Origin of the sequence: Thioclava pacifica DSM 10166 (assembly GCF_000714535.1) — a bacterium.
Classification (GTDB): Bacteria; Pseudomonadota; Alphaproteobacteria; order Rhodobacterales; family Rhodobacteraceae; genus Thioclava; species Thioclava pacifica.
In genome coordinates this window covers 42404-66336 of sequence record NZ_AUND01000004.1, presented here as the reverse complement: position 1 = coordinate 66336, position 23933 = coordinate 42404, and the positions used below count along the sequence as shown (strand labels likewise).

Genomic DNA, 23933 nt, shown 5'->3' with positions numbered 1-23933 from the left:
GGTTGACGCAGACCTCAAGGACAGGCGGGCGGTTCCCGCGCGATCCGGTCTTGCGTGTCAGAACCCTGCGTGAATGGGAACTTAGGGAGGTATCGCCGATGCGCCTCTTCAGGGCGCGGCTAGCTCACGCGGCAGCGCGGCGATGACGGCTAAATGCGCGTGATCGGGTGAAAAGTCAAGAGGAAGCGCCAAGAACCGCCAGAGACAACCTGTTGTCCGCCTCAGCTAGCAGAGGGAATACATATGCGCCCAGAACATTCGATTGGGCAGCGGATCGGTCGCACCAACCGCATGGAGATACCGCCCGCCCAGAATATAGGCCTGCTTTTCTCCCTCGCGCGGGCAGGCCCAGCTCTCGTTCAGCTTGGTCTGCCACTGCACGTGATGAACGAGCTCGTGCAACAAAACCTCACGAAAGAACGGGTTTTCCATCGGATCATCGTAATATTTCGCGTCCGGCACAGCTTCGGGTGCGAGCAGGTAGATCGTGCCGACCTGACCATCCGAGGCAGCGTAGAGCGCGTTGACACGGTCATCGACCCCGTCTTCCGGCAACAGATCCGGCGCGTCGGAATAGAACTCCCGCGTCAGTTCCTCGGGAGACATCATGACAATTTCCGGCGGGGTCAGGTTCGCGACTTTCAGATCGCTATGATCGCCGATCCATTGCATCAAGGCTTCGACCAAGGCTTCCATCGCCCTCTCCTCAGCTGACGCGAGTCTAGCATGCCGAGGCTGAAACCTTGCCTGTCCAGATAGACAGTCTGCAAAAGGAAGCGCCCGGCGACGAAGTCAGCCGGGCAAGCGCACCCTCAGCAATTCGGCACGTTGACCGCGAGGCCGCCGAGGCTCGTTTCCTTGTAATGCTCGTGCATGTCGCGCCCCGTTTGCCGCATCGTCTCGATCGCGGCATCGAGCGGCACGAAATGCGTCCCGTCCCCGCGCAGGGCCAGCGACGCCGCCGAGACCGCCTTGATCGCACCAAGACCATTGCGTTCGATGCAGGGCACCTGCACCAGCCCTTTCACCGGATCGCAGGTCATGCCGAGATGATGCTCCAGCGCGATCTCGGCCGCGTTCTCTATCTGCTCGGGGGTGCCACCCAGCACGGCCGCCAGCCCCGCCGCTGCCATCGCCGCCGCCGATCCGACCTCGGCCTGACAGCCGCATTCCGCCCCCGAGATCGAGGCGTTGGTCTTGATCAACCCGCCAACCGCGGCCGCCGTCAGCAGAAAATCGGGGATCTTGGCAGAAGACGCGGAGGGCACATGATCGAGCCAGTAGCGGATCACCGAAGGCAGTACACCCGCCGCCCCGTTCGTGGGCGCGGTGACGACCTGCCCGCCAGCTGCGTTTTCCTCGTTCACCGCCATCGCATAGGCGGAGATCCAGTCGTTGATCTGATGCGGAGGGGCAAGGTTTTGTCCCCAATCCGCCTTCAGACTCTCGTGGATCGCTTTGGCGCGGCGCTTTACCCGCAACCCGCCGGGCAATTCCCCCTCGCTCGTCAGCCCGCGCTCCATGCAATCGCGCATCGTGGCCCAGATCTTCGCCAGCCCCGCGTCGATCTCCTCATGGCCCCGGAACCGCGCCTCGTTGCGCCGCTTCATCTGCGCGATCGAGAGGCCCGAGGCATGCGCCATCGCGAGCATCTCCTCGGCGGTCTTGAAGGGAAACGGCACCGGGCTCGGCGCATCGCGGGCGGCATCGTCCACGGCGGCCAGCTCGGCCTCGGTGCGCACGAACCCCCCGCCGATCGAGTAATAGATCTCGTGCATCAGCACGTCGCCCTGCGCATCAAGCGCCTCGATCACCATGCCGTTCGCATGGCCCGGCAGCGGTGTTTCAAAATCGAAGATCAGATCGCGCGCGGGATCGAACACCAGAGGCGGCAACCCCTCGGGCTTGAGCAGATGATCGCGGGCATTGGCCGCCAGTATCTTCTCGGCATGGTCATTGTCATAGCTCTCGGGTTCGATTCCGGCGAGCCCGAGGATCGAGGCGCGATCGGTCGCATGCCCCTTGCCGGTGAAAGCCAGCGAGCCATGCAGCCGCACCCGCACCCCATGCGCGGTAAAAGGCGAATTCCGCAGCGTGTCGAGGAACCGTACCCCCGCCACCATCGGCCCCATCGTATGCGACGAGGACGGCCCGACGCCGATCTTGAAGATATCGAAGACGCTCAGAAACATGCCGTACTCCCTGCCCTGTCCCGCCCAGACTGGCGCGCACAAAGCGCAAGCGACAGCCCCAAAACGACCTCGCCGAGACAAAACCAACATCGTTGACGCGTTCTTCACCCTTTGCGCGCAAATTAACCTTGGGCTGGTTGGAGGCTGTGATGGATGTCTGGGGGACGCGCGAAGAGAGCTGGACGGGCGATGCCGTGTGCATCCCCCCGCAGGCGCGTGTTGCATCCGACCGTCCCGATCCCGCCGCGATGGTCGGGAGCGGGGGGATTGCCTGCGGCACGCGGGTCGCGACCAAGGCAGGTCCCTGCGCTGTTGAGGATTTGCAGCCGGGCATGCGCCTTCTGACCGCGGATCACGGCTATCGCGAGCTGATCCGGGCGACCCCTGTACCCCAGGCGGACGGCACGGCGATCCATGTCGCAGCGGGTGCGCTCGGCAATGAGTGCGCGCTCACCCTGTCGGCCCGTCAGCGCCTCGTGGTGCAGGCCGATCGCGGGGCGCGTCTCGGGCGCGAGATTCGCATCGCGGTCGGTGATCTGCTCGACCGCCCCGGCGTCACCCGCGCGGATCGGACGCCGCAGATCTGGTGGCAACTGCACTTCAAACGAACCGAGATCATCTTTGCCGAAGGGCTGCGCATCGAGAGCCTGCGGGCGGGAGAGATCGGCCAAACGGGTTTGGCGGGGGCGGCGTCGCCTCCGTCACCCAGGGATGACAACACCGGTATGCAAGCCGCCGAAAGCGGGACTGATCCGCGCGCCAACTTCGGACAGACTACGCCCCCCGACCGTTTCCTGCCGCGCCCCACACCCCAGCGCCCCGGTGGAATGGCACGGTTTCTCGCAAGCTGAGCGATCGTGTCGTGGCGCCTACGCGCCGCCCCGAGCCGCGCCCCATCTGCGACACAGAGGCGCCGCGGGCCAGAAAGCCCCTCGCACCCCCGCGCACGATTGCCTATAACCATCGCGAAAAGCTGCTTCATGGAGTGACCGATGGCTGCCGACCTCTCCCCGATCGACAAGGCGAAATTCGCCGCTGCCCGCTGTGCCGTTGACCTCATCGAGGACGGGATGCGCGTGGGCCTCGGCACCGGCTCGACCGCCGCCTGGATGGTGCGTTGCCTGGGCGAACGCGTCCGCGAGGAAAACCTCAAGCTGATCGGCGTGCCGACCTCGACCCGCACCGCCGATCTCGCCCGCCAGGTGGGTATCGAGGTGGTGACGCTCGACGAGGCGAAATGGCTCGATATCACGATCGACGGCGCCGACGAGTTCGACCCCGACCTGAACCTGATCAAGGGCGGCGGCGGCGCGCATCTGATGGAGAAGATCGTGGCCACCGCCTCGGATCAGATGGTGGTGATCACCGATGCCTCCAAGGAAGTGAACCATCTGGGCGCCTTCCCGCTCCCCGTCGAGGTCGTGCCTTTCGGCTGGCAGGTGACCCGCGCGCTGATCGAGGAACTGCTCGATTCGATGGATGTTCTGGGCCGCCAGACTTCGCTGCGCCTCAATGGCGAGCAGCCCTTCATCACCGATGAGGGCAATTACATCGTCGACCTGCATCTCAACCGCATCGGCAATCCGCGCCAGCTGGCACTGGTTCTCAACCAGATCCCCGGCGTGGTCGAGAACGGGCTGTTCATCGACATCTGCGACAAGGTCATCATCGGCGGCACCGATGGCAAAGTCGAGATCCGTGACATCAACGAGGGCACCGTCGCCAATGAACAGATCGAGTTCGCCGAGGAAGAAAACATCTTCCGCGATCTCGACTGAAACCAAAGGACGACAGGACGACATGACTTTCGACTACGACCTCTTCGTCATCGGCGGCGGCTCGGGCGGGGTTCGGGCTGCGCGCATCGCCTCGACCCACGGCGCGAAGGTCGCGCTGGCCGAGGAATACCGCATGGGCGGGACCTGCGTGATCCGTGGCTGCGTGCCCAAGAAGCTGATGGTGTTCGCCTCCACCGCGCCCGGCGCGGTGGAAGAAGCGCGCGCCTATGGCTGGGAAGCGGCCGTGGGCGCCTTTGACTGGACGGGGTTCCGTGCCAAGCTCGACGCCGAACTCGACCGGCTCGAGGCGATCTATCGCAAGGGTCAGCAGGGCGCGGGCGTCACCGTTTATGACCAGCGCGCCACCGTCGCAGGTCCGCATGAGGTACGCCTTGCCGATGGCACCACCGTCTCGACCAAGCATATCCTCGTGGCGACCGGCGGTCGGCCTTTCGTGCCCGATTTCGAAGGCTGCAAGCATGTGATGACCTCGAACGAGATCTTCAAGATGGAGCATCTCCCCGAGCGCATCCTGATCGTCGGCGGTGGCTACATCGCCTGCGAATTCGCCTGCATTCTTAATGGCTTGGGCGTGAAGGTCACGCAATACAACCGCTCTCCCCTGCTGCGCGGCTTCGACAGCGAGGCGCGCGACCTGATCGTGGATCAGATGGCGGCGGGCGGGATCGACATCCATACCCATGTGGTGATCTCGAAAATCGAGAAGGACGGCATGGACCTCGTCGTGACCTGTGGCGATGGTCGGGTCGAACGGTTCGACGCGGTGCTCTATGCCACGGGCCGTGTGCCCAATACCGACGGGCTGGGCCTCGAAGAGGCAGGCGTGACCTTGGGCGAGCGCGGTGAAGTGATCGTGGATCAATGGTCGCAGACCAATATCCCGTCGATCTACGCGGTTGGCGATGTCACCGACCGCATCAACCTTACCCCGGTCGCGATCCGCGAGGGCCATGCCTTCGCCGACACCGTCTTCGGCGCGAATGCCCGCCCCACCGATCACGAGCTGGTGGCGTCGGCCGTCTTTACCCAGCCCGAATTCGGCACCTGCGGGATCACCGAGGAAGAGGCCGAGGAGCGCGGCAATGCCGAGGTCTATGTCTCGAGCTTCAAGCCGATGCGTTCGGGCTTTGCCGGGTCGGACGCGCGGGTGCTGATGAAACTGATCGTCTGTCGCGAGAGCCGGAAGGTTCTGGGCTGCCATATCGTGGCACCCGAGGCGGGCGAGATGATCCAGATGGTGGCGATCGCGATGAAGATGGGCGCGACGAAGGAACAGTTCGACGCGACCTGCGCGGTGCATCCCACGATGGGCGAAGAGCTTGTGACGATGCGGAACCCGGTGCGACATTATTGAAATCGCGAAACGAATACCCAAGTCACCGACAAGATAACGGAAAGGTGAGGACCATATGAGCAATGGAGGCCCCTGGGGAGGCGGCGGCGGCGGCGATGACCGCAACGACGACCGCGAAGACAAGCGCCCCGGTCAGCGCCGCCCCGGTGAGGGCGGACAAATCCCCGAGATCGAGGAATTCATGCGCAAGGGCTCCGAGCAGCTCAAGGTGCTGATGGGTGGCAAGGGCGGCGGCAGCCGTCCCGGCAGACCCTCGGGCGGCGGCTCGGGTGGCCCTTTCCCGACCAAGATCGCCGTGGCGATCGGCCTCGTCGCGGTAGTCGCGATCTGGCTGGGCTCCTCGCTCTACAAGGTGAACCCCGAAGAACGCTCGGTCGAGCTGATGTTCGGGCGCTATTACGCGACCAAGGGTCCGGGTCTGAACCTCGCGCCCTGGCCCTTCATCACCTACACCAAGGTTCCGGTGACGCGCGAACAGACCGTCGATATCGGCTCGGGGCGTGCGGGTACGAACGATACGGGCCTGATGCTCACGGGTGACCAGAACATCGTGGATCTGGAATTCCAGGTGGTCTGGAACATCAACGATCCGGCGAAATACCTGTTCAACCTGACCGACCCGCAAGACACGATCCGCGCCGTGTCGGAATCGGCGATGCGCGACATCATCGCGCGCTCGAACCTTGCGCCGATCCTGTCGACCGCGCGTGGCGAGATCGCGGCCGATCTGCGCGAAGCGGTGCAGAAGACGCTCGACAGCTATGATGCGGGCATCAACATCGTGCGTGTGAACTTCAACCGCGCCGACCCGCCGCGCGAAGTGATCGACAGCTTCCGCGAAGTGCAGGCCGCCCAGCAGGAGCGTGACCGGCTTGAAAAGGAAGCTGACGCTTATGCCAACAAGGTGACCGCGGGGGCCCGCGGTGAAGCCGCGCAGCTCAAGGAAGAAGCCGAAGGGTATCGCGCCAAGATCGTGAATGCGGCCGAAGGTGACGCCGCGCGCTTCACCTCGATCCTCGCGGAATACGAGAAGGCGCCGGAAGTGACCAAACGCCGGATGTTCTACGAGACGATGGGCCAGGTGCTCTCGGGCTTGGACAAGGTCGTTGTGGACACCAAGCCGGGTGATGGAGGCGTTGTACCCTATCTGCCGCTCGATCAGCTGCGCAAAGGCGCCCCCACGACCACCAGCAACACCGGAGGGAACAACTGATGCGCGGACCTATCGCACTTGCCGTTCTCGTCATTCTCGTCGCGCTGGGGCTGAATTCGGTCTTCGTGGTGGACGAGCGTGAGAAAGCTCTCGTGCTGCGCTTCGGTGAGGTGCAGCAGGTCAAGACCGAACCCGGTCTCGGCTTCAAGATCCCCGTGGTCGATACGGTCGTGAAATATGACGACCGGATCCTGAGCCTGACCACCCAGCCGCTCGAAGTCACCCCCGAGGACGATCGTCGTCTCGTGGTGGATGCGTTCGCGCGCTGGCGCATCGTCGACGTGGTGAAATTCCGTGAGGCCGTGGGCGCGGGTGGCGAGCAGATCGCCAAGAACCGCATCGACGGCATCCTGAACAACGCGATCCGCGAGGTTCTGGGCTCGGTTCCCTCGACGGCCGTGCTGTCAGATGACCGGACCCCGCTGATGAACCGGATCCGCGATCTGGCGCGCCGCGAGGCGTCCTCGCTGGGCGTCGACGTGATCGACGTGCGCCTGACCCGCACCGACCTTCCCGAGCAGAACCTGGCCGCCACCTATGGCCGGATGCGCGCCGAGCGTGAACGCGAGGCCGCGGACGAGCGCGCCCGCGGCGCCGAGGCCGCACAGCGCGTGCGCGCCACCGCCGACCGCACCGCGGTCGAGGTGACCTCGCAGGCCAAGAAGGAAGCCGAGATCGTGCGCGGTGAAGCCGATGCGCAGGCGAACAAGATCTATGCCGACGCTTACGGCAAGGATCCCGAGTTCTTCGCCTTCAACCGGGCGCTGCAGTTCTACGCGCAGTCGATGAAGACGCAGACCTCCTCGCTGGTGACCCAGCCGGACAGCCTCTATTTCGATTATGACCGTTTCCTGCGCTCGATCGGCGAAAATCCGGGCGCCGGGGTCGCGAACGCGGCGGGCCAGTGATGGCGATGCTCTTGACCGGTCTCGGACTGGTCCTTGTGATCGAGGGGCTGGCGCTTGCGCTGGCCCCTTCTCGTATCGAGGAGGCGCTGGACCTGCTGCGCGCGATGACGCCGGGCCAGCGCCGGATGTTGGGCCTTGCGGGGGTGGCTGCAGGAGTCGGATTGCTCTGGGCGATCCGGCTCTGGGGATGAACCTTCCCCCGCGCCACACCCCTGCGGCAGGATTTCGCGCCTGCTAATTCATGCAAAGAACTTCCCTTCGGCCAGTCGCGCTCCTACATTTCACTGAAACGAGAGCATTGCGCCGGCCCCGAGCTGTCGGCCAAGCCAAGGGAGAGAGCCATATGACATTCCTTACCGGACCCGGATCCTCGCTGCGCGCCGGGATGAGCGCGGCTCTGCTTGCCGTTGCGTTGGCCTGTGCACCGCTTGCAGGCCCCGCCTATGCACGCGGCGCACCCGAGAGCTTTGCCGAGCTGGTCGATCAGGTTTCGAACTCGGTCGTCAACATCACGACCTCGACCACGGTCGCGGCTCCTACGGGCAATATGCCCAATTTCCCGCCCGGCTCCCCCTTCGAGGATCTGTTCCGAGATTTCGGCCTGCCGGGACCGAACGGCCCGAACGGACGCGGCACGCCGCGCCGCTCCAACGCGCTGGGGTCCGGCTTCGTCATCTCGGAGGACGGCTATATCGTGACGAACAACCACGTCATCGAGGATGCCGACGAAATCGAAATCGAGTTCTTCTCGGGCAAGCGGCTCGATGCGACGCTGGTTGGCACCGATCCGAAGACCGATATCGCCTTGCTTAAGGTCGAGAGCGACGAGCCCCTGCCCTTCGTGAAATTCGGCGATTCCGACAAGGTCCGCGTGGGTGACTGGGTGATGGCGATGGGCAACCCGCTGGGTCAGGGCTTCTCGGCCTCGGCGGGCATCATCTCGGCGCGCAACCGCGAACTGTCGGGCAGCTATGACGACTATCTGCAGACCGATGCGGCGATCAACCGCGGCAACTCGGGCGGGCCGTTGTTCGACATGGCGGGCGAAGTCGTCGGCGTGAACACCGCGATCCTGTCGCCCAATGGCGGCTCGATCGGGATCGGCTTCTCGATGGCGTCGAACGTGGTTTCGAAAGTGGTCGACCAACTCAAACAGTTCGGCGAGACCCGCCGCGGCTGGCTTGGCGTGAAGATCCAGGACGTGACGCCCGACATGGCCGAGGCGATGGGCCTTGAGACGCCCGAGGGCGCGCTGGTCTCCGAAGTTCCCGACGGACCTGCGAAAGAGGCCGGGATCGAGGCGGGCGACGTGATCACCTCCTTCGATGGCGGCGAGGTCAAGAGCACCCGCGATCTGGTGCGCCGCGTGGCCGATGCGCCGGTGGGCGAGAAAGTCCGCGTGACGGTACTGCGCGACGGAGAGAGCAAGACGCTTCTGGTGACGCTGGGCCGGCGCGAGCTGGCTGAGGGCGAAGAGCCGCCCAAGGCGGTGCAGGCTCCGCAGGAGGTCGAGAAGGACATGCTTGGCCTGACGGTGACGCCGCTGACGGATGAGCTGCGTACCGAAATGGGCCTGACCAAGGACGCGCAGGGACTGGTCATCAAGTCGATCGACGAGACCTCCACGGCCTATGAAAAAGGGCTGCGCGCGGGCGATCTGATCACCGAAGTCGGTCAGAAGCCCGTGGCCTCGGTCGAGGATTTCGAGGAGCGCGTGCAGGCGGCCAAGGATGCAGGGCGCAAATCGGTGCTGCTGCTGATCCGCCGCGGTGGCGAGCCGCGCTTCGTGGCGCTGCCGGTTGAGTGATCGGTGAGACCGAATAGCAAAGAAAGGCGCCCCCCGGGGCGCCTTTTTCATTTTCGCGGGGCTGACGACGATGGCGTCGTTCACCACGTCTCATGCCCCAGCCGTTACTTCGACCAGATGTAAAGTCCCAGCTCCTGCGCGGCGCGCACCGAAAGTGTCGGGCTATCGAGCCCGCGCGGCTTTTGATAGGCGGTGATCGCGCGCCCCGTTGCCGGGTCGAGCTTGCCATCGGCCGGGCCCGAGTAAAGCCCCCGCACCGCCAAGGCGCGTTGCAACATCGCGACGAAACCGGGCGTCAGATCGCCCGAGCAGACCGACGGAAAATAGCGTGCGCGCGAGGCTTCGACGATACGCTGCGAGCTGACCTCGCGATAGATCGCGGGCTGGGTTATCTCGCCGGTCGTGGGATCGCGCTGTTCGGGCACTACCTGCACCTGATCACTCACTGTCTCCACGGTGGCGGGCGCTTTCAGCTCGGCATAGCAGCCTTGGGCGTCATCGGCGGGCTTGCGCTCCATCAGAACCTTGGCCAGCGTCTGCGCGGGCGGCCGGGCGGGCTTACCCTGCGGCGTGGCCTCTTCCTGACATCCCGCGAGCGCAAGGAGCCCCGCAAAGAACAGCGCCGCGCGCCCTGCCCCGCGGGTCGTTGAGGTATCCTGGCTCACGCACTGCTCCTTTGCCTGCCTGCCCGCGAGATTAGCGTAATCGCGCCGCGCGGCAATCCCCGGCGCTCCCCCTCTGGTCAAACCGCGCAAAGAGGCTTAGATCGGGTTCGTCCGGCGGCGACCGGCACGGAATTCAGCGACGAAGAGGCCCCGAGAAATGGCGAAAATCACCTATGTCGAATTCAACGGCACCCGTCACGAGATCGACGTGAAGCCCGGCATGACCGTCATGGAAGGTGCACGCGACAACGGCGTGCCCGGCATCGATGCCGATTGCGGCGGCGCCTGCGCCTGTTCGACCTGCCATGTCTATGTCGACAAGGACTGGGTGGAAAAATTGCCCGCAAAGGACTCGATGGAAGAAGACATGCTCGATTTCGCCTATGAGCCCGATCCCGTCACCTCGCGCCTGACCTGCCAGATCAAGGTCACCGAAGAACTCGACGGCCTCGTCGTCAACATCCCCGAAAAGCAGATCTGATGCTGCGCGCGGCGATCCCGGCCCTGCTGCTGATCGCCGCCGCCCTGCCTGCACGCGCCGAAGTCTCGATCGCGGCGCACTATGCTGATCCGACGGATCGCTACGGGCATAACGCGCTCGGCCCCGATCAGGAATTTGCCACGCTCTATATCGAGGTCACGCGCAAGGCGGGCTCCGAGGGCGGGCTGTTCAAGGGCCAGAGCTCGCTCACCTATCGCCTGCCTGCCGATGACGACATCGTCTTCGAGGACACCGCGCCGCGGATTGCCGATCTCGATGGCGACGGGCTGCCCGATGTCATCGTGGTACAATCGAACCTGACGCTCGGCTCGCGCGTGCTGGTGCTGAGTGCGAAGGACGGCGCGCCCGCCTATCTCGCCTCCACCCCCTTCGTGGGCGAGCCGAACCATTGGGTCGCGCCGATCGGGATCGCGGATTTCAACGGCGATGGTCATCAGGAGATCGCCCTGATCGACGCGCCGCACCGCTTGGGCATCCTGCGGCTGTTCCAGTTCGAAAATGGCGCGCTGCGCGAGGTCTTCCACGGCGGCACTCTCACCAATCACCGTTACGGCGCCGATCGGATCATGGGGGGCGTGCGTGATTGCGGATCTGGCCCGGAAATGATCCTGGCGAGCTTCGACTGGTCACAGCTCCGCGCGGTTTATCTTGATGCAGAGGCCAACGTGAAATGGCAAAGCCTCGGGCCCGACACCTCGCCTGCCGCCTTCGAAAAGGCGATGGCCTGCGCGCTGTGATCACTTCAACTGGCTGTCCTTCGAGCCGCGCCGGTTGATGCCGCCGCGCGGCGCACGCCGCGCATCGCGTTCGGAGGCGCACTCCACGCACAGCTTCACGCCGGGAATGGCCTCGCGCCGGGCCTGCGGGATCTCCTCGCCGCAATCGGCGCATTCGGTGAGGCTCTCGCCCACCGGGCCGCGCCGCGACTGAAGCCGCTCCAGCTCGTCGCGGATCGACGCCTCGATCTGCTCGCTCACCGCCCCGTCTTTTGCCCAGCCACCAGCCATGATTACCCTCCTTCAGGTCCGCGTGCCGGCCCATTTTCGGAACGGCGAGCCTAAGCCCGCCGCCCGACTCTGTCAAAGTACGCTCATTGATTGTCTAGCTGGCCGCGCACCGCACCGAGCCCCCGGCGCGAGATGCGATAGGGTTGCCCGCCTCTGGAGGCGATCAGCCCGCGGCGGCGCAACCGCGCGAACAGTTCGAGGTCGCAATCGGCCAACAGGTGCCCGTCGCGGGTCACGCAATGAATGGCGCTGATCTTGCGACCGGTTTGGCGCTCGTGGCGGATCGAACCGCCCTGCGCCAGAACGTGCAGAGCACGTTGCTCACGTTTCGAGATATTCATGGGATGTCCTGTGAAACGGATATGAAAATCCGAGCGGGGCGATCACCCCACCCAGCGGTTCACATCTGGCCCTTCCACGCGGAAGAGCCCCTTACACAGGCTCTGACATCCAGTCTCCATCACGGCCGCCAACTCGGGGCGGTGCCGGCCCAATATGGTCGTGCCCGCCTTTCCGATCAAGGGCGCGTCGCCTTTCGTGCGCACGCCGTCGCTTTCCCCCCAGCTTCGCGCAAAACAAACGCTGATTGTGCCTGCAACCCGGGCGGGGTAAGCCGACGCCCGAGACTGCGAAAGGACGCCAGCCATGACCCAGACCGCCGACACCTACGTTCTCACCGTTGCCTGCCCCTCGACGCGGGGGATCGTCGCGGGCATTGCCAACGTGTTGGCCGATCAGGGCTGCAACATCACCGACTCGCATCAATATGACGACCCGAAGACCGGGCAGTTCTTCATGCGCGTGAGCTTCGTGTCGGAAAAGGGCAAGGGCGCCGAGGAAATCCGCGCCGCCTTCGAACCGGTCGCCGCCGATTTCAAGATGGATTGGGCCCTGCGCGACTCCGGCGAGAAGATGAAGGTCCTGCTGATGGTGTCGAATTTCGGCCATTGCCTGAACGACCTTCTGTATCGCTGGCGCATCGGTGCGCTGCCGATCGAGATCGTGGGCGTGGTGTCGAACCACATGACCTATCAGAAGGTCGTCGTGAACCATGACTTGCCCTTCCACCACATCAAGGTGACGAAGGAGAACAAGCCCGAGGCCGAGAAGCGCCTTCTGGACGTGGTCGACGAGAGCGGGGCCGAGCTGGTCGTGCTGGCGCGCTACATGCAGATCCTCTCGGATGCGCTGTGCCAGAAGATGTCGGGGCGGATCATCAACATCCACCACTCCTTCCTGCCGAGCTTCAAGGGCGCGAACCCCTACAAGCAGGCCTATGAGCGCGGCGTGAAACTGATCGGGGCGACCTCGCATTACGTGACCGCCGATCTCGACGAAGGCCCGATCATCGAGCAGGACACCGTGCGCATCACCCATGCGCAGAGCCCCGAGGATTACGTCTCGCTGGGCCGCGATGTCGAGGCGCAGGTGCTGGCGCGGGCGATCCACGCCCATGTGCAGTCCCGCGTCTTCCTCAATGGCAACAAGACCGTGGTCTTCCCGGCCTCGCCCGGCGCCTATGCCTCCGAGCGGATGGGCTGATCAGAAGCGGCGCAACCCGGCTTCGGTCACGATCATGTCGAGCGACTGGTCGGTCGGCTCGGTCGGCACCTCCGGCACTTCCTGCGCCGCATAGGTGAAGCCGATCGCCGTGACCGGGCCGCGAGCGCGCAGGCCTTCCAGCGTGCGGTCGTAAAAGCCGCCGCCATAGCCCAGCCGGTAGCCGCGCGCATCAAAGGCCAGAAGCGGCACGATAAGCACTTCGGGGACCATTTCCTCGGCCTCGGCGGGGATATGCGCGCCGTAAGCACCTTCGATCATCTCGGTCTCGGGGCTCCAGCGGTGAAAGACCAGCGGCTGTCCCTGCCCCATCACCACCGGCAGACAGAACGGCCCGCCATGGGCCAGCATCGCCGGGCGCGGATCGGGCTCGGTGCGGATCGGCCAATAGCCCGCGAGAACCTTGCCCTTGAACGGTTCCAAAGCCGCCGCCAGCGCCTGCGTGGCTGCGCCGTCATCACCCGCATGGGCCATCTTGCGCGAGGCGAAGGCATCCTTGCGGGCGAGATCCTTGCTCATAGCAGCAGGATCGAGGCGAGACCGAGGAAAGCGAAGAAACCCACCACATCGGTCATCGTGGTCACGAACGTCCCCGAAGCAAGCGCCGGATCCGCGCCCAGTTTCTCAAGCGCCAGCGGGATCAGGATGCCCGAGAGCGCCGCCACCACGAGGTTGATCACCATCGCCAGCGCAATCACGATCCCCAGTTGCGCCCCCGAGAACCAGAAGGCCGCGACGATCCCCATGACGATTGCAAAGGCCAGCCCGTTGAGAAGCCCCACGACCGCCTCGCGTCGCACAACGCGCCAGACGTTGCTTTCGGTCAGGTCGCGGGTGGCGAGCGCGCGCACCGCAACGGTCAGCGTCTGCGTGCCCGCATTGCCCCCCATCGAGGCCACGATCGGCATCAGCACCGCCAGCGCCACGAGCTGTTGAATCGTCCCCTCGAAAAGCGAGATCACCCCCGAGGCCAGGATCGCCGTCAGCAAGTTCACGAAAAGCCAGGGAAGACGCTGACGCACGGTCTCCATCACCGTATCCGAAATCGCCGATTCCTCGCCCACACCGGCCAGGCGCAGGATGTCTTCCTCGTGCTCTTCGTCGAGCACCGACATCGCGTCGTCGATCGTAATCACCCCGACAAGCCGGTCATCCTCATCCACGACCGGGGCCGAGATCAGGTGATACTGGTTGAACGCATAGGCGACATCGCCCTCTTCCTGATAGGCCGAGATCGTGCGGAATTCCTCTTCGCAGATATCGAGAAGCTTCGAGGCGCGCGGGGCCGAAAGGATCCGTCCCAGCGTGACATTGCCGAGCGGGTGATAGGCCGGGTCAACTAGGATCACGTGATAGAACTGGTCAGGCAGCCATTCTGCGGAACGCAGAAAGTCGATCGTCTCGCCCACCGTCCAATGCTCAGGCGCGGTAACGACCTCGCGCTGCATGAGGCGGCCAGCGGAGTATTCGGGATAGGCGAGCGATTTCTCGACCGCGGCCCGGTCGGTATCGTCGAGCGCGTCGAGGATCGCCTCCTGCTGGGGCTCCTCGAGGTCTTCGATGAGGTCGACCACGTCATCGGAATCGAGCTCGCGCACCGCTTCGGCCAGAACCTCCGGCGGCAGGCTCTCAAGCACCTCTTCGCGGATGCCCTCGTCGATCTCGGTGAGGATCTCACCGTCGATCTCGCGCCCCCAGAGGCGCAGGATCTTGCGGCGTTCACTGCCGGAAATCTGTTCGAGAAGGTCGGCGATATCGGCCGCGTGCAGCGGCTCGAGCAGTTCGCTCAGCCGCGCTGCGTCCTCTTGCTCTGCAGCATCGAGGATCGCCTCGACCACCTCGCCGTCAAGCCGGTAGTCCTCTTCCTCGCGGTCATGTTCTTCGGCAAGTGCTTCGGCCATGTCGCCCCCATTCCGATCGCGCGGAAAACATAGACGGATTCGCGCGGATGGACAGGGGGCGCACGGAAAAAACATCACCGTGCTGCCAGAGATTTACCTTCGCGCGGCCTCGCCCTAGCATGGCGCGTCGGACGGGAGAGTGTGATGGCTGAGCTGCATCTGGGTCAGGTTCTGGAATATCGCGGGGATGCGCTGGTCGAGGGGCCCGAGGCGGTCACCCATCGCCGCCATGGCGCATTGCTCGTCGAGGGCGGAAAGATCGCGGCAATCGGCGAGGCCGACGATCTGCGTGCAGACCATCCGCAGGCCCGCGTCACCGATCACGGCGCGCATCTCCTTTCGCCCGGTTTCGTCGACGCGCATGTGCATTATCCGCAGACCGCGATCATCGCGAGCTGGGGCAAGCGGCTCATCGACTGGCTCAACCACTACACCTTCCCCGAAGAGATCTCCTTCGCCGATCCCGCCCATGCGACGGAGATTGCCAATCTCTATCTCGATCTCGCGCTGGAAAACGGCTCCACGACGATGTGCAGCTATTGCACGATCCATCCGGGCAGCGTGGACGCTTTCTTCACCGCCGCACAGGCGCGCGGGATGCGCGCGGCAGCGGGCAAGACCTGCATGGATCGCAACGCGCCCGATGGTCTGCGCGACACGCCGCAATCGGCCTATGACAACAGCAAGGCGTTGCTGGAGCGGTGGCACGGGGAGGACCGGCTGAGCTATGTCATCACGCCACGGTTTTCGCCCACCTCTTCGGCGGATCAACTGGCGGCTCTGGGGGCGCTTTGGGCGGAGCATCCTGATTGCCTGATGCAAACCCATCTGAGCGAGCAGGTGGACGAGATCGCCTGGGTAAAAGAGCTGTATCCCAATGCGCGCGATTATCTCGACACTTACGAGACCTACGGGCTGCTGGGCGAGAACGCACTTTACGGCCACGCGATCCACCTGGAGCCGCGTGAAGCCGACCGCATCAAGGAGACCGGCGCGGCGCTGATCCATTGCCCGACCTCGAATACCTTCATCGGCTCGGGGCTGTTCGACTGGCCCAAGCGGCTGGCGGAAGGTCAACGGATCGGACTTGCGACCGATACCGGCGGCGGGTCGAGTTTCTCGATGCTGCGCACGATGGCGGCGGCCTATGAGATCGGCCAGCTCACGCATAAACCGCTGCATCCCGCGCAGCTTTGGTGGCTGGCCACGCAAGGCTCGGCGCAGGCGATGGGGATGGGCGACAAGATCGGTGCCTTGGCCCCCGGCATGGAAGCAGATTTCATCGCCGTCGACCTCGCCTCAACCCACGCCATCGCCCAGCGCGCGGCGCGCGCCGAGGACATCTGGGAGGCGATCTTCCCGACGATCATGATGGGCGATGACCGCGCCATCGCCGGGGTCTGGACGCTGGGCGAAAAGCGGCGTTAAGCGCCCCTCACTGGTAATGCAGCGCCTCGATCGGATCGAGGCGGGCTGCGGCACGCGCCGGGAAATAACCAAACACCATGCCCACCACCGCCGAGAAACCGAAAGCCAGCGCGATCACGTCGAGGCTGGGCGAGAACGGGATCTCCATGATCTGCGCCGCGACATAGGCCAGCCCTAGACCCGCGAGGATGCCGATCACACCGCCCAGAAGCGACAGCACCACCGCTTCGACGAGGAACTGCATCAGAACCTGGCTTGCCTGTGCGCCCACCGAAAGGCGGATGCCGATCTCGCGGGTACGCTCGGTCACCGAGACCAGCATGATGTTCATGATCCCGATGCCCCCCACGAGCAGGCTCACTGCCGCGACCGAGGACAGCAGCCCCGTCAGCACCGAGTTGACCGAGTTCAGCATCGAGGCGAGTTCCTTCATGTCATTGACGGAGAAGTCGTCTTCCTCGCCGATGGCGATGCGGCGGCGGTCGCGCATCAGGGTCTTGATGTCCGAGATCGCGCGCTCGGAAGACACACCGGGGGCGACCGTCATCGAAATGGAGGACACGTCCTGGCCGCCCAGAAGTCGACGCTGCACGGTGCGCACCGGCATGATCACCAGATCATCCTGATCCTGCCCGAACGAGCCCGCCCCCTTGGCAACCAGAAGGCCGATCACCTCGCAGGAGATGGATTTGATGCGGATCTTCTCGCCCGTGGGATCGGTCGAGCCGAACAGCGCGGTGCGCACCGTCTCGCCTATGATGCAGACATTCGCTCCGCTGCGATCCTCGGCGGTCGAAAAACCGCGCCCACGCGCGATCTCCCAGCCGCCGATCTCGAGATAGTCCGAGGTCGTGCCTGTAATGGAGGTCGACCGGTTCGTATTGCCGTAAACTGCGGTTTCCGAGGTCGAGACCACCGGGGCCACCGCCGAAAGCGCGCTCAGATCCTGAAGTGCCTCGACATCTGCAAGCTTGAAGGAGGGGGCGTTGTCACGCGTGCCCGGCCCCATCATCTGTGCACCGGGCCGCAGGATCAGAACGCTTGTGCCGAGCGATTCCACATTGGCCGAAACCTGCTCGGACGAGCCCTGCCCCACGGTGACCATCGCGATCACGGCTGCCACGCCGATCACGACGCCCAGCACCGTGAGGAAGGAGCGCAGCGCATTGCGGATGATCGCGGTGAGCGCGAGCCGAACCGTTTCCCAAAGCATCACGCCCCCCTTTCGGCCATTGCCTCGTCACGCACGACCTTGCCATCGGTGAAGACGACCAGCCGCGAGGCATAGGCGGCCATGTCTTCCTCGTGGGTCACCATGACAATGGTCAGCCCCGCATCGCGGTTGAGCTCCTGCATCAGCTCCATGATCTCGACGCTGCGTTTCGTATCGAGGTTGCCCGTGGGCTCGTCGGCAAGCATCACCATCGGCTCGCCAGCAAGCGCCCGTGCGATCGCCACGCGCTGTTGCTGGCCGCCCGAAAGCTGCGAGGGGGTGTGATCTTCGCGCCCTTCGAGACCCACCCGCGCCAAAGCCTCGCGCGCCCGTACCAGCCGCTCGGCCTTGCGCTGGCCTTTGTAGATCAGCGGTAGTTCCACATTCTCGATCGCGGTGGTGCGCGGCAGCAGGTTATAGCCCTGGAAGACGAAGCCGAGGTAATGACGGCGCAGAAGCGCACGCTGATCTTGATCGAGCGTCGCCACCTCGACCCCGTTGAAGCGGTACTGCCCGTCGCTCGGCCGGTCGAGACAGCCGATGATGTTCATCGCCGTCGACTTGCCCGAGCCCGACGGCCCCATGATAGCAACGAATTCCCCTTTTTCCACGCGCAGATCCACACCGTCGAGTGCTCGCACCAGCGCCTCGCCGGAACCATAGGTGCGGGTGATCCCGCTCAGCTCGATCAGCGGCGGGCTCATTGCGCGCCGTCCCGCTGATCGGTGATCACCTGATCGCCCTCGGTCAGATCACCCGCGGTAATGATCGTAAGCTTGCCATTCGACGCGCCCGGCGTGACGGCGACTTCGACCGGGCTGCCGTCGCGCAACACCCAGACGGATTTGCCCGTGGCGGTCGCGCTGTCCGATCCGGGACGGGATGGCATGATCAGCCCGACCAGCCCGCCCGCGCCATTGCCCGTATCTTCGACCACCTGCGGCGGCGCGTAACGCAAGGCCGCATTGGGCACCAGAAGCGCGCCGGTTTCCTCGTCCACCGTGATCGTCGCGGTGGCGGTCATGCCCGGGCGCAGCAGCATCTGGCTGTTATCCACCGCGAGCACGCCCTTGTAGGTCACCACGTCATCGGTGGTCTCGGGCGCGTAGCGCACCTGGGTGATCGTCGCGGGGAAAATCTCGCCGGGATAGGCATCGACGGTGAAGCTCGCACGGTTGCCAACCTCGACCTGACCGATATCAGCCTCATCGATGTCGACGAGAAGCTGCATCTTGCTCAGATCCTCGGCCAGCGTGAACAGCGTCGGCGCCGAGAGCGAAGCCGCCACGATCTGCCCCGCCGAAACGTCACGGTCCAGAACGACCCCCTTGATCGGCGAGCGGATCACCGTCTTTTCCAGATCGTCCTTTTCCAGCGCGAGATTGGCTTCGGCCAAGGTGAGCGAGGCCTGTGCCGCCTGAACTGCCGCCACCGCCCGGTCACGCGCGGCGACATAGCCCACGAAATCGCTGTGGTTCACCACTCCGCGCCGCTCAAGCTCGGCCTGCGCGTCGTAGAGCTCTGTCGCTTCGCGCTGGGTGGCCTCGGCCTGCAAAAGCTCTGCTTTCGCCGCAGCCAGAGCGGCCTCGGCATTGGCGACCTGCGCATTGAATTTCGTGTCGTCGAGACGGGCGAGCACCTGCCCCACCTCGACCGTGTCGTTGTAATCGACCTCAACGCTCGCAAGCGTGCCCGACAGTTCTGAGGAAACCTCGACCTCGGTCGTCGGCTCGACCGTGCCGGTAGCGGTCACCGTCACCGTCAGGTCGCCACGGGTGACAGCCTCGGTCACGTAACTCACCCCACCCGATTGCTCGGATCCTGCGAGCCAGAACCACGCCCCGCCCGCGCCGAGAAGCGCAACCACCGCAACCACCCAGAGCCAGCGCCGCTTGCGATGCTTGCCCCCTGCGAGCATTCGTTCGATCTCTTCGCTGCTTCGATCTGCCATCTGGGCCGTCCTTCATTCGTCGGGCTTGCATCGCAACTCACACGATGTCTCCTCATCTTACGCATGATGAACAGTCCTCCGTCGCAGCACAAATGCATTGAGGCAGAACAATTTAGCCGCGAATAGACGATATGCGCCCAGCGATTGGCTACGAGCGCCGATTACCCGGCGGGCTCCTTGCCTGCGCCCTTACCGTCAAGGCGATGGCGCAACGGCAGCAGACTGAAAAGCGCAGCTCCCGCGAACCCGGCACCGGCAAGAAACGTCCATTGCGCGCCCCAAACCTGCCATAGCGCACCTGCGACGACGCTCGCCACCAGTAGCGCGACCCCGGTCACGAGATTGAACATCCCGAATGCTGTCCCACGCAACTCGGCCGGGACGGCTTCGGCCACCAGCGTCGAGAGCAGCCCTTGCGTGAACCCCATATGCACACCCCAAAGCAGAACGCCCACAGCCAGGCTCGAGAACCCGCTCGACAATGCAAGCACGATATCGGCCGCGATCAGCAGGCACAGTCCGATGATCAAAAGCCCGATCCGGCCGATACGATCCGACAGCACCCCGACCGGATAGGCGGTGAGGGAATAGACGAAATTCATCCCCACGAAGACCAATGGCACCAGCATGATCGGCACACCCTCGCCCTCCGCGCGCAGGATCAGAAAGGCCTCGCTGAAACGCGCCAGCGTGAAAAGCGTCGCCACCACCACGACCCACCAATAGACCCCGCCCAGGAGTTTCAGCTCGGCAGGTGCAAGCGGGTTGCGCACCCGGCGCAGCGCCTCGGGGCGTGCGGGCTCCTTCACCGCGAAGAGGATCAGCCCCAGTGACAGGAAAGCCGGGATCACCGCGACCCAGAACACGGCTCGGAAATCGTCGGAGAAGAGCCACATCAGACCGATCGCGGCGAGCGGCCCGACGAAGGCACCAACCGTGTCGAGCGACTGGCGCAGTCCGAAGGCCGCACCGCGCAGCCCCTCGGGCGCGAGATCGGCCACCAGCGCATCGCGCGGCGCACCGCGAATGCCCTTGCCGACGCGGTCGATGAAACGCGCCGCGACCAGCCAGCCGAAGCTGGGCACGAGCGGAAAGATCGGCTTGGTCACTGCCGCAAGGCCATAGCCCAGTGCCGCGAGCAGCTTGCGCTGCCCGATCCTGTCGGACAGCGCCCCGGAGAACACCTTGGTGATCGCCGCGGTCGCCTCTGCGATCCCCTCGATCACACCGACGGCCAGCGTCGACGCGCCAAGCCCCACCGTCAGGTAGACCGGCAGAAGCGCGTGGATCATCTCGGAGGAGACATCCATGAAGAGCGACACGAAGCCGAGCGCCCAGATCCCCGCGGGCAATACCTTCCTGTCTGCCGCGTTTGGATTGCTCACGCGCTCGCTCCTCTCTCAGCCCGCTGTCACGATGCGCTATCGTGGCGCGGATTTGGGCGATGACAAGCCTTGGAAGGTCGCCGAAGCGCCGCAGATGTCGCAAAGCGTGCGCACAGTCGCGTGATCCGCGCTAGGGTCGGCATCAAGACAGCGAAAGGCGCGACTCCATGAGCGAGACATCCCTGATTTTCTCCGCGCAGGAATATCGCGATCGCATCGCGCGGCTGCAAACTGCGATGGCGCTCGAAGGGCTCGACGCGCTCTTGCTGAGCACGCCCGCCGATATCTTCTACACGACCGGATTTCTCACCCGTTTCTGGGAGAGCCCCGCCCGACCGTGGTTCGTCGTGGTGCCGCAGGCCGGCGACCCCGTTGCGGTGATCCCCACGATCGGGGCCGAGTTGATGGGACGCTGTTGGATTCCGCAGGTCCGCACCTGGGACGCGCCCGATCCACGTGATGACGGGGTGAGCCTTCTCGCCGGGACTCTCGCCGATATGGTGCCCGAGAACGGACGGATTGGCCTGCCAATGGGGTTGGAAACTCATCTGCGCATGCCCTTGGGCGATTTCGAGACCTTGCGCAGCCACCTCGCCCCGCGTGTGCTCACCGATGCAACCGCCAGCGTGCAACGGGTGCGCGAAATCAAGTCCGAGGCCGAGATCACAAAGATCCGTACGAGCTGCGAGATCGCCGCGCGTGCCTTCGACCGGGTGCCGGAATTCGCGCAGGCGGGCCAGCCACTCGACGCCGTCTTTCGCGATTTCCAGATCGCATTGCTGAGCGAGGGCGCGGATTGGGTGAGCTATGTCGCAGGCGGCGCTGGAGCTGACGGATATGGCGACGTGATCTCCCCCGCAGGTCCGGACCCCTTGCATGTTGGCGATGTGCTGATGCTCGACACCGGGGCCGTGCGCGAAGGCTATTTCTGCGATTTCGACCGCAACTGGGCGATCGGCTCTGCCTCGGATTGCGCGCGGCGCGCCCATCGCGCGCTCTGGCAGGCAACCGAAGAGGTGATGGCCACCCTGCGCCCGGGCCACCGGGCCTGCGATGTCCATGAGATGCTCTGCGCCGGGCTGCGCCGCCATGGTGCCACGCCCTCGGGCGGCAGGCTCGGCCACGGGCTCGGGGTGACGCTGACCGAATGGCCCTCCTTCACACCCCTCGACACCACACCGTTGCGCGCAGGCATGGTGCTCACGCTGGAACCGGGCTGCAAGACGCGCGACGGGCGCATTCTCGTGCATGAGGAAAACATCGTCCTGCGCGAGAACGGAGTGGAACTCCTCTCCCCCCGCGCGCCCGCAGAGCTGCCGGAGATCCTTGGATGAACGCCTTTCCTTATGAATTGCTCGAAGAGGCCCTGCCCCGGCTCGGCCTTGTGGTGCTTCAGGTCGATGAAACGATCGAACAGGATTTCCGTCGCCTCTTCCCGTCTGGCACGACGCAGATACATGTCAGCCGCGTGCCCTCGGGGGCCGAGCTGACGCCCGACACTATCGCGCAGATGGAGGCCACTCTGCCCGCGGCGGCGGCTCTTCTGCCCCCGGCTGCACAGTTCGATGCGGTGGGCTATGCCTGCACCTCGGGAACGACGCTGATCGGCGCGGCGCGCGTGGCGGAACTGGTGTCCGGCGCGGTGCAAACCCGCGCCGTTACCGACCCGCTCAGCGCCGCACTCGCGGCCTGCCGCGCGCTGGGGCTGGAACGGGTGGGGATCGTCTCGCCCTATATCACCTCGGTCGCAGGGCCGATCCGGCGGGCTTTCGAAGCGGCAGGGCTGAACGTGCCCGACACGCTGTCTTTCGGCGAAGAGGTCGAGTCGCGTGTGGCCCGCATCGCCCCGGCCTCGATCGCCGAGGCCGCACGCAACCTCGCCAAACGCAACACGCTCGACGGGGTCTTCCTGTCCTGCACCAATCTGCGCACGCTCGACATCATCGCACCGCTCGAAGCCGAGCTCGGTCTGCCGGTGCTCAGTTCGAACCAGGTCCTCGGCTGGCACATGGCGCAGCTCTCGGGGGCACGGATCGCGACGGCGGGACATGGCAGGCTGCTTGCAGGCTGACCCGACGCGCGAACGGTCTTGACGGAACGTCGCAAGGCGCGCATTGGACGCCATCTGGTCCTTGCCTGAAAGCGCCGCACAATGTCCCACAACCCTTATGAAGCGGCCGGTTTCTACGACACCGCCATCGCCGAAGGGCGACATCGCGCCGTAGTGGGCGGGCGCTGGGACGAGACCGGGCGCATCCAGATGGAGGTGCTGCGCGCAGCAGGATTGCAGCCGCATCATTACCTGCTCGATATCGGCGCTGGATCGCTGCGGCTGGGCTGCAAGGCGGTGCCCTATCTCGAGCCCGGGCATTACTGGGCGACCGACGCCTCGCGCGCGATCATGCTGGCGGGCCATCGCGAGGAACTGACCGAGCCGGAAAGGCTCGATCCCGCCCAGCTGATCGAGGATCCCCGTTTCGAGTTTCCTGACATTCCCCAGACAATCACCCATGCGATCGGCTTCGCGGTCTTTCCGCATCTTCCGATGGCCTATCTTCGCCGCGCACTCACCAACCTGCGCGGGTTCGAGCAGCTGGAAACATTTCTCTTCAGCGTTTTCCTCGTCCCCGATGCCACGCAGGCCGCACGCCCCTATCGCCAGCCCGACGGGGTCGTCACCCATGACATCCGACCGCCCTATCACGTGCTGGCCGAAGACGTGGAGCACCTCGCCCGCTGCACCGGCTGGCAGGTGGCACGCCAGACGGTGATGCTGCCCCGCGGGCAGGTGCTATACAGCGCGACGCGTCTCTGAGGCGACGTCCATAGGGCCGCAGCACGCCCTGGACATGCCCTCGGCTCAAAGACAATCGCGAACGGACGCCGGCTTGAATTCCTCATGACCGCCTGTTCGATCAACGCCCGCAGATACGCAGCGTGCCGAAGACGGGCTCGTTGCACGCCGAGCGGTTACGGTGCCGACTGGTTTCACGACACCTTGAAAGACAAGGGGGCGGCCCTTCCAGTCCGGATCTGAAGTCACGCAAC

Annotated in this window: 25 protein-coding genes; 14 read left to right on the top strand and 11 right to left on the bottom strand. The window is 64.9% G+C overall.

All coding sequences use genetic code 11. From position 1 onward, the window contains the following. Positions 1-225: 225 nt before the first annotated feature. Complete coding sequence (locus TP2_RS04670) at positions 226-696, bottom strand: DUF6647 family protein (RefSeq protein ID WP_038074134.1); 471 nt, start codon at positions 694-696, stop codon at positions 226-228. 116 nt (positions 697-812) lie between these two features. After that, the gene (locus TP2_RS04665) at positions 813-2192 is read right to left on the bottom strand and encodes an L-serine ammonia-lyase (RefSeq protein WP_038074131.1); all 1380 of its coding nucleotides are present in this window, start codon (positions 2190-2192) and stop codon (positions 813-815) included. 149 nt (positions 2193-2341) lie between these two features. Here TP2_RS04665 and TP2_RS04660 point away from each other — a divergent pair, with 149 nt between their 5' ends. The 7 genes from TP2_RS04660 to TP2_RS04630 all read left to right on the top strand — a co-directional run bounded on the left by TP2_RS04660 (position 2342) and on the right by TP2_RS04630 (position 9273). Beyond that, entirely contained in the window at positions 2342-3043 is a 702-nt protein-coding gene (locus TP2_RS04660) for a Hint domain-containing protein (protein WP_038074129.1), read from the top strand. A 141-nt stretch (positions 3044-3184) separates the two neighbouring features. Next, the gene (gene rpiA, locus TP2_RS04655) at positions 3185-3970 is read left to right on the top strand and encodes a ribose-5-phosphate isomerase RpiA (RefSeq protein WP_038074127.1); all 786 of its coding nucleotides are present in this window, start codon (positions 3185-3187) and stop codon (positions 3968-3970) included. Between the two features lie 22 nt (positions 3971-3992). After that, the gene (gorA, locus tag TP2_RS04650; RefSeq protein WP_038074125.1) at positions 3993-5345 is read left to right on the top strand and encodes a glutathione-disulfide reductase; all 1353 of its coding nucleotides are present in this window, start codon (positions 3993-3995) and stop codon (positions 5343-5345) included. Between the two features lie 55 nt (positions 5346-5400). Continuing rightward, on the top strand, positions 5401-6558 hold the full coding sequence (gene hflK, locus TP2_RS04645; protein ID WP_038074122.1) for an FtsH protease activity modulator HflK: 1158 nt from the start codon (positions 5401-5403) through the stop codon (positions 6556-6558). Continuing rightward, the gene (gene hflC, locus TP2_RS04640; RefSeq protein ID WP_051692181.1) at positions 6558-7466 is read left to right on the top strand and encodes a protease modulator HflC; all 909 of its coding nucleotides are present in this window, start codon (positions 6558-6560) and stop codon (positions 7464-7466) included. The genes hflK and hflC overlap by 1 nt, the downstream gene beginning before the upstream one ends. After that, entirely contained in the window at positions 7466-7657 is a 192-nt protein-coding gene (locus TP2_RS04635) for a DUF2065 family protein (RefSeq protein WP_038074117.1), read from the top strand. Before hflC ends, TP2_RS04635 begins: the two co-directional genes overlap by 1 nt. 152 nt (positions 7658-7809) lie before the next feature. Then, entirely contained in the window at positions 7810-9273 is a 1464-nt protein-coding gene (locus TP2_RS04630) for a DegQ family serine endoprotease (protein WP_038074114.1), read from the top strand. Positions 9274-9377: 104 nt separating this feature from the next. Here TP2_RS04630 and TP2_RS04625 read toward each other — a convergent pair whose 3' ends face one another. After that, positions 9378-9938, bottom strand: coding sequence for a peptidoglycan-binding domain-containing protein (locus TP2_RS04625; RefSeq protein WP_051692180.1), 561 nt, complete (start codon positions 9936-9938; stop codon positions 9378-9380). 157 nt (positions 9939-10095) lie between these two features. Here TP2_RS04625 and TP2_RS04620 point away from each other — a divergent pair, with 157 nt between their 5' ends. Both TP2_RS04620 and TP2_RS04615 read left to right on the top strand, forming a co-directional pair. Continuing rightward, the gene (locus TP2_RS04620; RefSeq protein WP_038074112.1) at positions 10096-10419 is read left to right on the top strand and encodes a 2Fe-2S iron-sulfur cluster-binding protein; all 324 of its coding nucleotides are present in this window, start codon (positions 10096-10098) and stop codon (positions 10417-10419) included. Further along, positions 10419-11177: an FG-GAP repeat domain-containing protein gene (locus TP2_RS04615; RefSeq protein WP_051692179.1), complete on the top strand. Its 759-nt coding sequence runs from the start codon at positions 10419-10421 to the stop codon at positions 11175-11177. Before TP2_RS04620 ends, TP2_RS04615 begins: the two co-directional genes overlap by 1 nt. Here TP2_RS04615 and TP2_RS04610 read toward each other — a convergent pair whose 3' ends face one another. Together TP2_RS04610 and TP2_RS04605 are read right to left on the bottom strand one after the other, a co-directional pair. Continuing rightward, entirely contained in the window at positions 11178-11447 is a 270-nt protein-coding gene (locus TP2_RS04610) for a DksA/TraR family C4-type zinc finger protein (protein ID WP_038074106.1), read from the bottom strand. Positions 11448-11530: 83 nt separating this feature from the next. Continuing rightward, entirely contained in the window at positions 11531-11788 is a 258-nt protein-coding gene (locus TP2_RS04605) for a YjhX family toxin (protein ID WP_038074104.1), read from the bottom strand. Between the two features lie 304 nt (positions 11789-12092). Here TP2_RS04605 and purU point away from each other — a divergent pair, with 304 nt between their 5' ends. Then, a complete protein-coding gene (gene purU / locus TP2_RS04600; protein WP_038074102.1) occupies positions 12093-12989 on the top strand; it encodes a formyltetrahydrofolate deformylase in 897 nt (298 codons plus the stop codon). Here purU and TP2_RS04595 read toward each other — a convergent pair whose 3' ends face one another. Further along, the gene (locus tag TP2_RS04595; RefSeq protein WP_038074101.1) at positions 12990-13526 is read right to left on the bottom strand and encodes a 5-formyltetrahydrofolate cyclo-ligase; all 537 of its coding nucleotides are present in this window, start codon (positions 13524-13526) and stop codon (positions 12990-12992) included. Next, complete coding sequence (gene mgtE, locus TP2_RS04590; RefSeq protein WP_038074099.1) at positions 13523-14908, bottom strand: magnesium transporter; 1386 nt, start codon at positions 14906-14908, stop codon at positions 13523-13525. The genes TP2_RS04595 and mgtE overlap by 4 nt, the downstream gene beginning before the upstream one ends. A gap of 144 nt (positions 14909-15052) precedes the next feature. On the opposite strand from mgtE, the gene guaD reads away from it, so the two are divergent. Then, positions 15053-16336 (top strand): guanine deaminase, encoded by a 1284-nt coding sequence (guaD, locus tag TP2_RS04585; RefSeq protein ID WP_038074096.1) that lies wholly within the window; start codon positions 15053-15055, stop codon positions 16334-16336. 7 nt (positions 16337-16343) lie between these two features. On the opposite strand, the gene TP2_RS04580 is transcribed toward guaD, so the two are convergent. The 4 genes from TP2_RS04580 to TP2_RS04565 form a co-directional block, all read right to left on the bottom strand. Continuing rightward, positions 16344-17549 (bottom strand): ABC transporter permease, encoded by a 1206-nt coding sequence (locus TP2_RS04580; RefSeq protein WP_038074092.1) that lies wholly within the window; start codon positions 17547-17549, stop codon positions 16344-16346. Beyond that, positions 17549-18253, bottom strand: a complete 705-nt coding sequence (locus tag TP2_RS04575) for an ABC transporter ATP-binding protein (RefSeq protein ID WP_038074089.1) — start codon at positions 18251-18253, stop codon at positions 17549-17551. Before TP2_RS04575 ends, TP2_RS04580 begins: the two co-directional genes overlap by 1 nt. After that, positions 18250-19500 (bottom strand): efflux RND transporter periplasmic adaptor subunit, encoded by a 1251-nt coding sequence (locus TP2_RS04570; protein WP_038074087.1) that lies wholly within the window; start codon positions 19498-19500, stop codon positions 18250-18252. Before TP2_RS04570 ends, TP2_RS04575 begins: the two co-directional genes overlap by 4 nt. Positions 19501-19661: 161 nt before the next feature. Then, positions 19662-20885, bottom strand: coding sequence for an MFS transporter (locus TP2_RS04565; protein ID WP_038074083.1), 1224 nt, complete (start codon positions 20883-20885; stop codon positions 19662-19664). A 167-nt stretch (positions 20886-21052) separates the two neighbouring features. On the opposite strand from TP2_RS04565, the gene TP2_RS04560 reads away from it, so the two are divergent. The 3 genes from TP2_RS04560 to TP2_RS04550 all read left to right on the top strand — a co-directional run bounded on the left by TP2_RS04560 (position 21053) and on the right by TP2_RS04550 (position 23700). After that, positions 21053-22219 (top strand): M24 family metallopeptidase, encoded by a 1167-nt coding sequence (locus tag TP2_RS04560; RefSeq protein WP_038074079.1) that lies wholly within the window; start codon positions 21053-21055, stop codon positions 22217-22219. Beyond that, positions 22216-22956, top strand: coding sequence for a maleate cis-trans isomerase family protein (locus TP2_RS04555; RefSeq protein ID WP_038074076.1), 741 nt, complete (start codon positions 22216-22218; stop codon positions 22954-22956). Before TP2_RS04560 ends, TP2_RS04555 begins: the two co-directional genes overlap by 4 nt. Before the next feature lie 81 nt (positions 22957-23037). Then, positions 23038-23700 carry a class I SAM-dependent methyltransferase gene (locus tag TP2_RS04550; protein ID WP_038074073.1) on the top strand — a complete coding sequence of 221 codons (663 nt, stop codon included), beginning with the start codon at positions 23038-23040 and terminating at the stop codon, positions 23698-23700. The last annotated feature ends 233 nt before the right edge of the window (positions 23701-23933 follow it).

What these genes read in the sequence shown, in the direction of transcription:
- TP2_RS04670 (WP_038074134.1), bottom strand. Translation starts at nt 696, where the DNA reads ATGGAAGCCTTGGTCGAAGCCTTGATGCAATGGATCGGCGATCATAGC.
- TP2_RS04665 (WP_038074131.1), bottom strand. Translation starts at nt 2,192, where the DNA reads ATGTTTCTGAGCGTCTTCGATATCTTCAAGATCGGCGTCGGGCCGTCC.
- TP2_RS04660 (WP_038074129.1), top strand. Translation starts at nt 2,342, where the DNA reads ATGGATGTCTGGGGGACGCGCGAAGAGAGCTGGACGGGCGATGCCGTG.
- rpiA (WP_038074127.1), top strand. Translation starts at nt 3,185, where the DNA reads ATGGCTGCCGACCTCTCCCCGATCGACAAGGCGAAATTCGCCGCTGCC.
- gorA (WP_038074125.1), top strand. Translation starts at nt 3,993, where the DNA reads ATGACTTTCGACTACGACCTCTTCGTCATCGGCGGCGGCTCGGGCGGG.
- hflK (WP_038074122.1), top strand. Translation starts at nt 5,401, where the DNA reads ATGAGCAATGGAGGCCCCTGGGGAGGCGGCGGCGGCGGCGATGACCGC.
- hflC (WP_051692181.1), top strand. Translation starts at nt 6,558, where the DNA reads ATGCGCGGACCTATCGCACTTGCCGTTCTCGTCATTCTCGTCGCGCTG.
- TP2_RS04635 (WP_038074117.1), top strand. Translation starts at nt 7,466, where the DNA reads ATGGCGATGCTCTTGACCGGTCTCGGACTGGTCCTTGTGATCGAGGGG.
- TP2_RS04630 (WP_038074114.1), top strand. Translation starts at nt 7,810, where the DNA reads ATGACATTCCTTACCGGACCCGGATCCTCGCTGCGCGCCGGGATGAGC.
- TP2_RS04620 (WP_038074112.1), top strand. Translation starts at nt 10,096, where the DNA reads ATGGCGAAAATCACCTATGTCGAATTCAACGGCACCCGTCACGAGATC.
- TP2_RS04615 (WP_051692179.1), top strand. Translation starts at nt 10,419, where the DNA reads ATGCTGCGCGCGGCGATCCCGGCCCTGCTGCTGATCGCCGCCGCCCTG.
- TP2_RS04610 (WP_038074106.1), bottom strand. Translation starts at nt 11,447, where the DNA reads ATGGCTGGTGGCTGGGCAAAAGACGGGGCGGTGAGCGAGCAGATCGAG.
- TP2_RS04605 (WP_038074104.1), bottom strand. Translation starts at nt 11,788, where the DNA reads ATGAATATCTCGAAACGTGAGCAACGTGCTCTGCACGTTCTGGCGCAG.
- purU (WP_038074102.1), top strand. Translation starts at nt 12,093, where the DNA reads ATGACCCAGACCGCCGACACCTACGTTCTCACCGTTGCCTGCCCCTCG.
- TP2_RS04595 (WP_038074101.1), bottom strand. Translation starts at nt 13,526, where the DNA reads ATGAGCAAGGATCTCGCCCGCAAGGATGCCTTCGCCTCGCGCAAGATG.
- mgtE (WP_038074099.1), bottom strand. Translation starts at nt 14,908, where the DNA reads ATGGCCGAAGCACTTGCCGAAGAACATGACCGCGAGGAAGAGGACTAC.
- guaD (WP_038074096.1), top strand. Translation starts at nt 15,053, where the DNA reads ATGGCTGAGCTGCATCTGGGTCAGGTTCTGGAATATCGCGGGGATGCG.
- TP2_RS04580 (WP_038074092.1), bottom strand. Translation starts at nt 17,549, where the DNA reads ATGCTTTGGGAAACGGTTCGGCTCGCGCTCACCGCGATCATCCGCAAT.
- TP2_RS04575 (WP_038074089.1), bottom strand. Translation starts at nt 18,253, where the DNA reads ATGAGCCCGCCGCTGATCGAGCTGAGCGGGATCACCCGCACCTATGGT.
- TP2_RS04570 (WP_038074087.1), bottom strand. Translation starts at nt 19,500, where the DNA reads ATGGCAGATCGAAGCAGCGAAGAGATCGAACGAATGCTCGCAGGGGGC.
- TP2_RS04560 (WP_038074079.1), top strand. Translation starts at nt 21,053, where the DNA reads ATGAGCGAGACATCCCTGATTTTCTCCGCGCAGGAATATCGCGATCGC.
- TP2_RS04555 (WP_038074076.1), top strand. Translation starts at nt 22,216, where the DNA reads ATGAACGCCTTTCCTTATGAATTGCTCGAAGAGGCCCTGCCCCGGCTC.
- TP2_RS04550 (WP_038074073.1), top strand. Translation starts at nt 23,038, where the DNA reads ATGTCCCACAACCCTTATGAAGCGGCCGGTTTCTACGACACCGCCATC.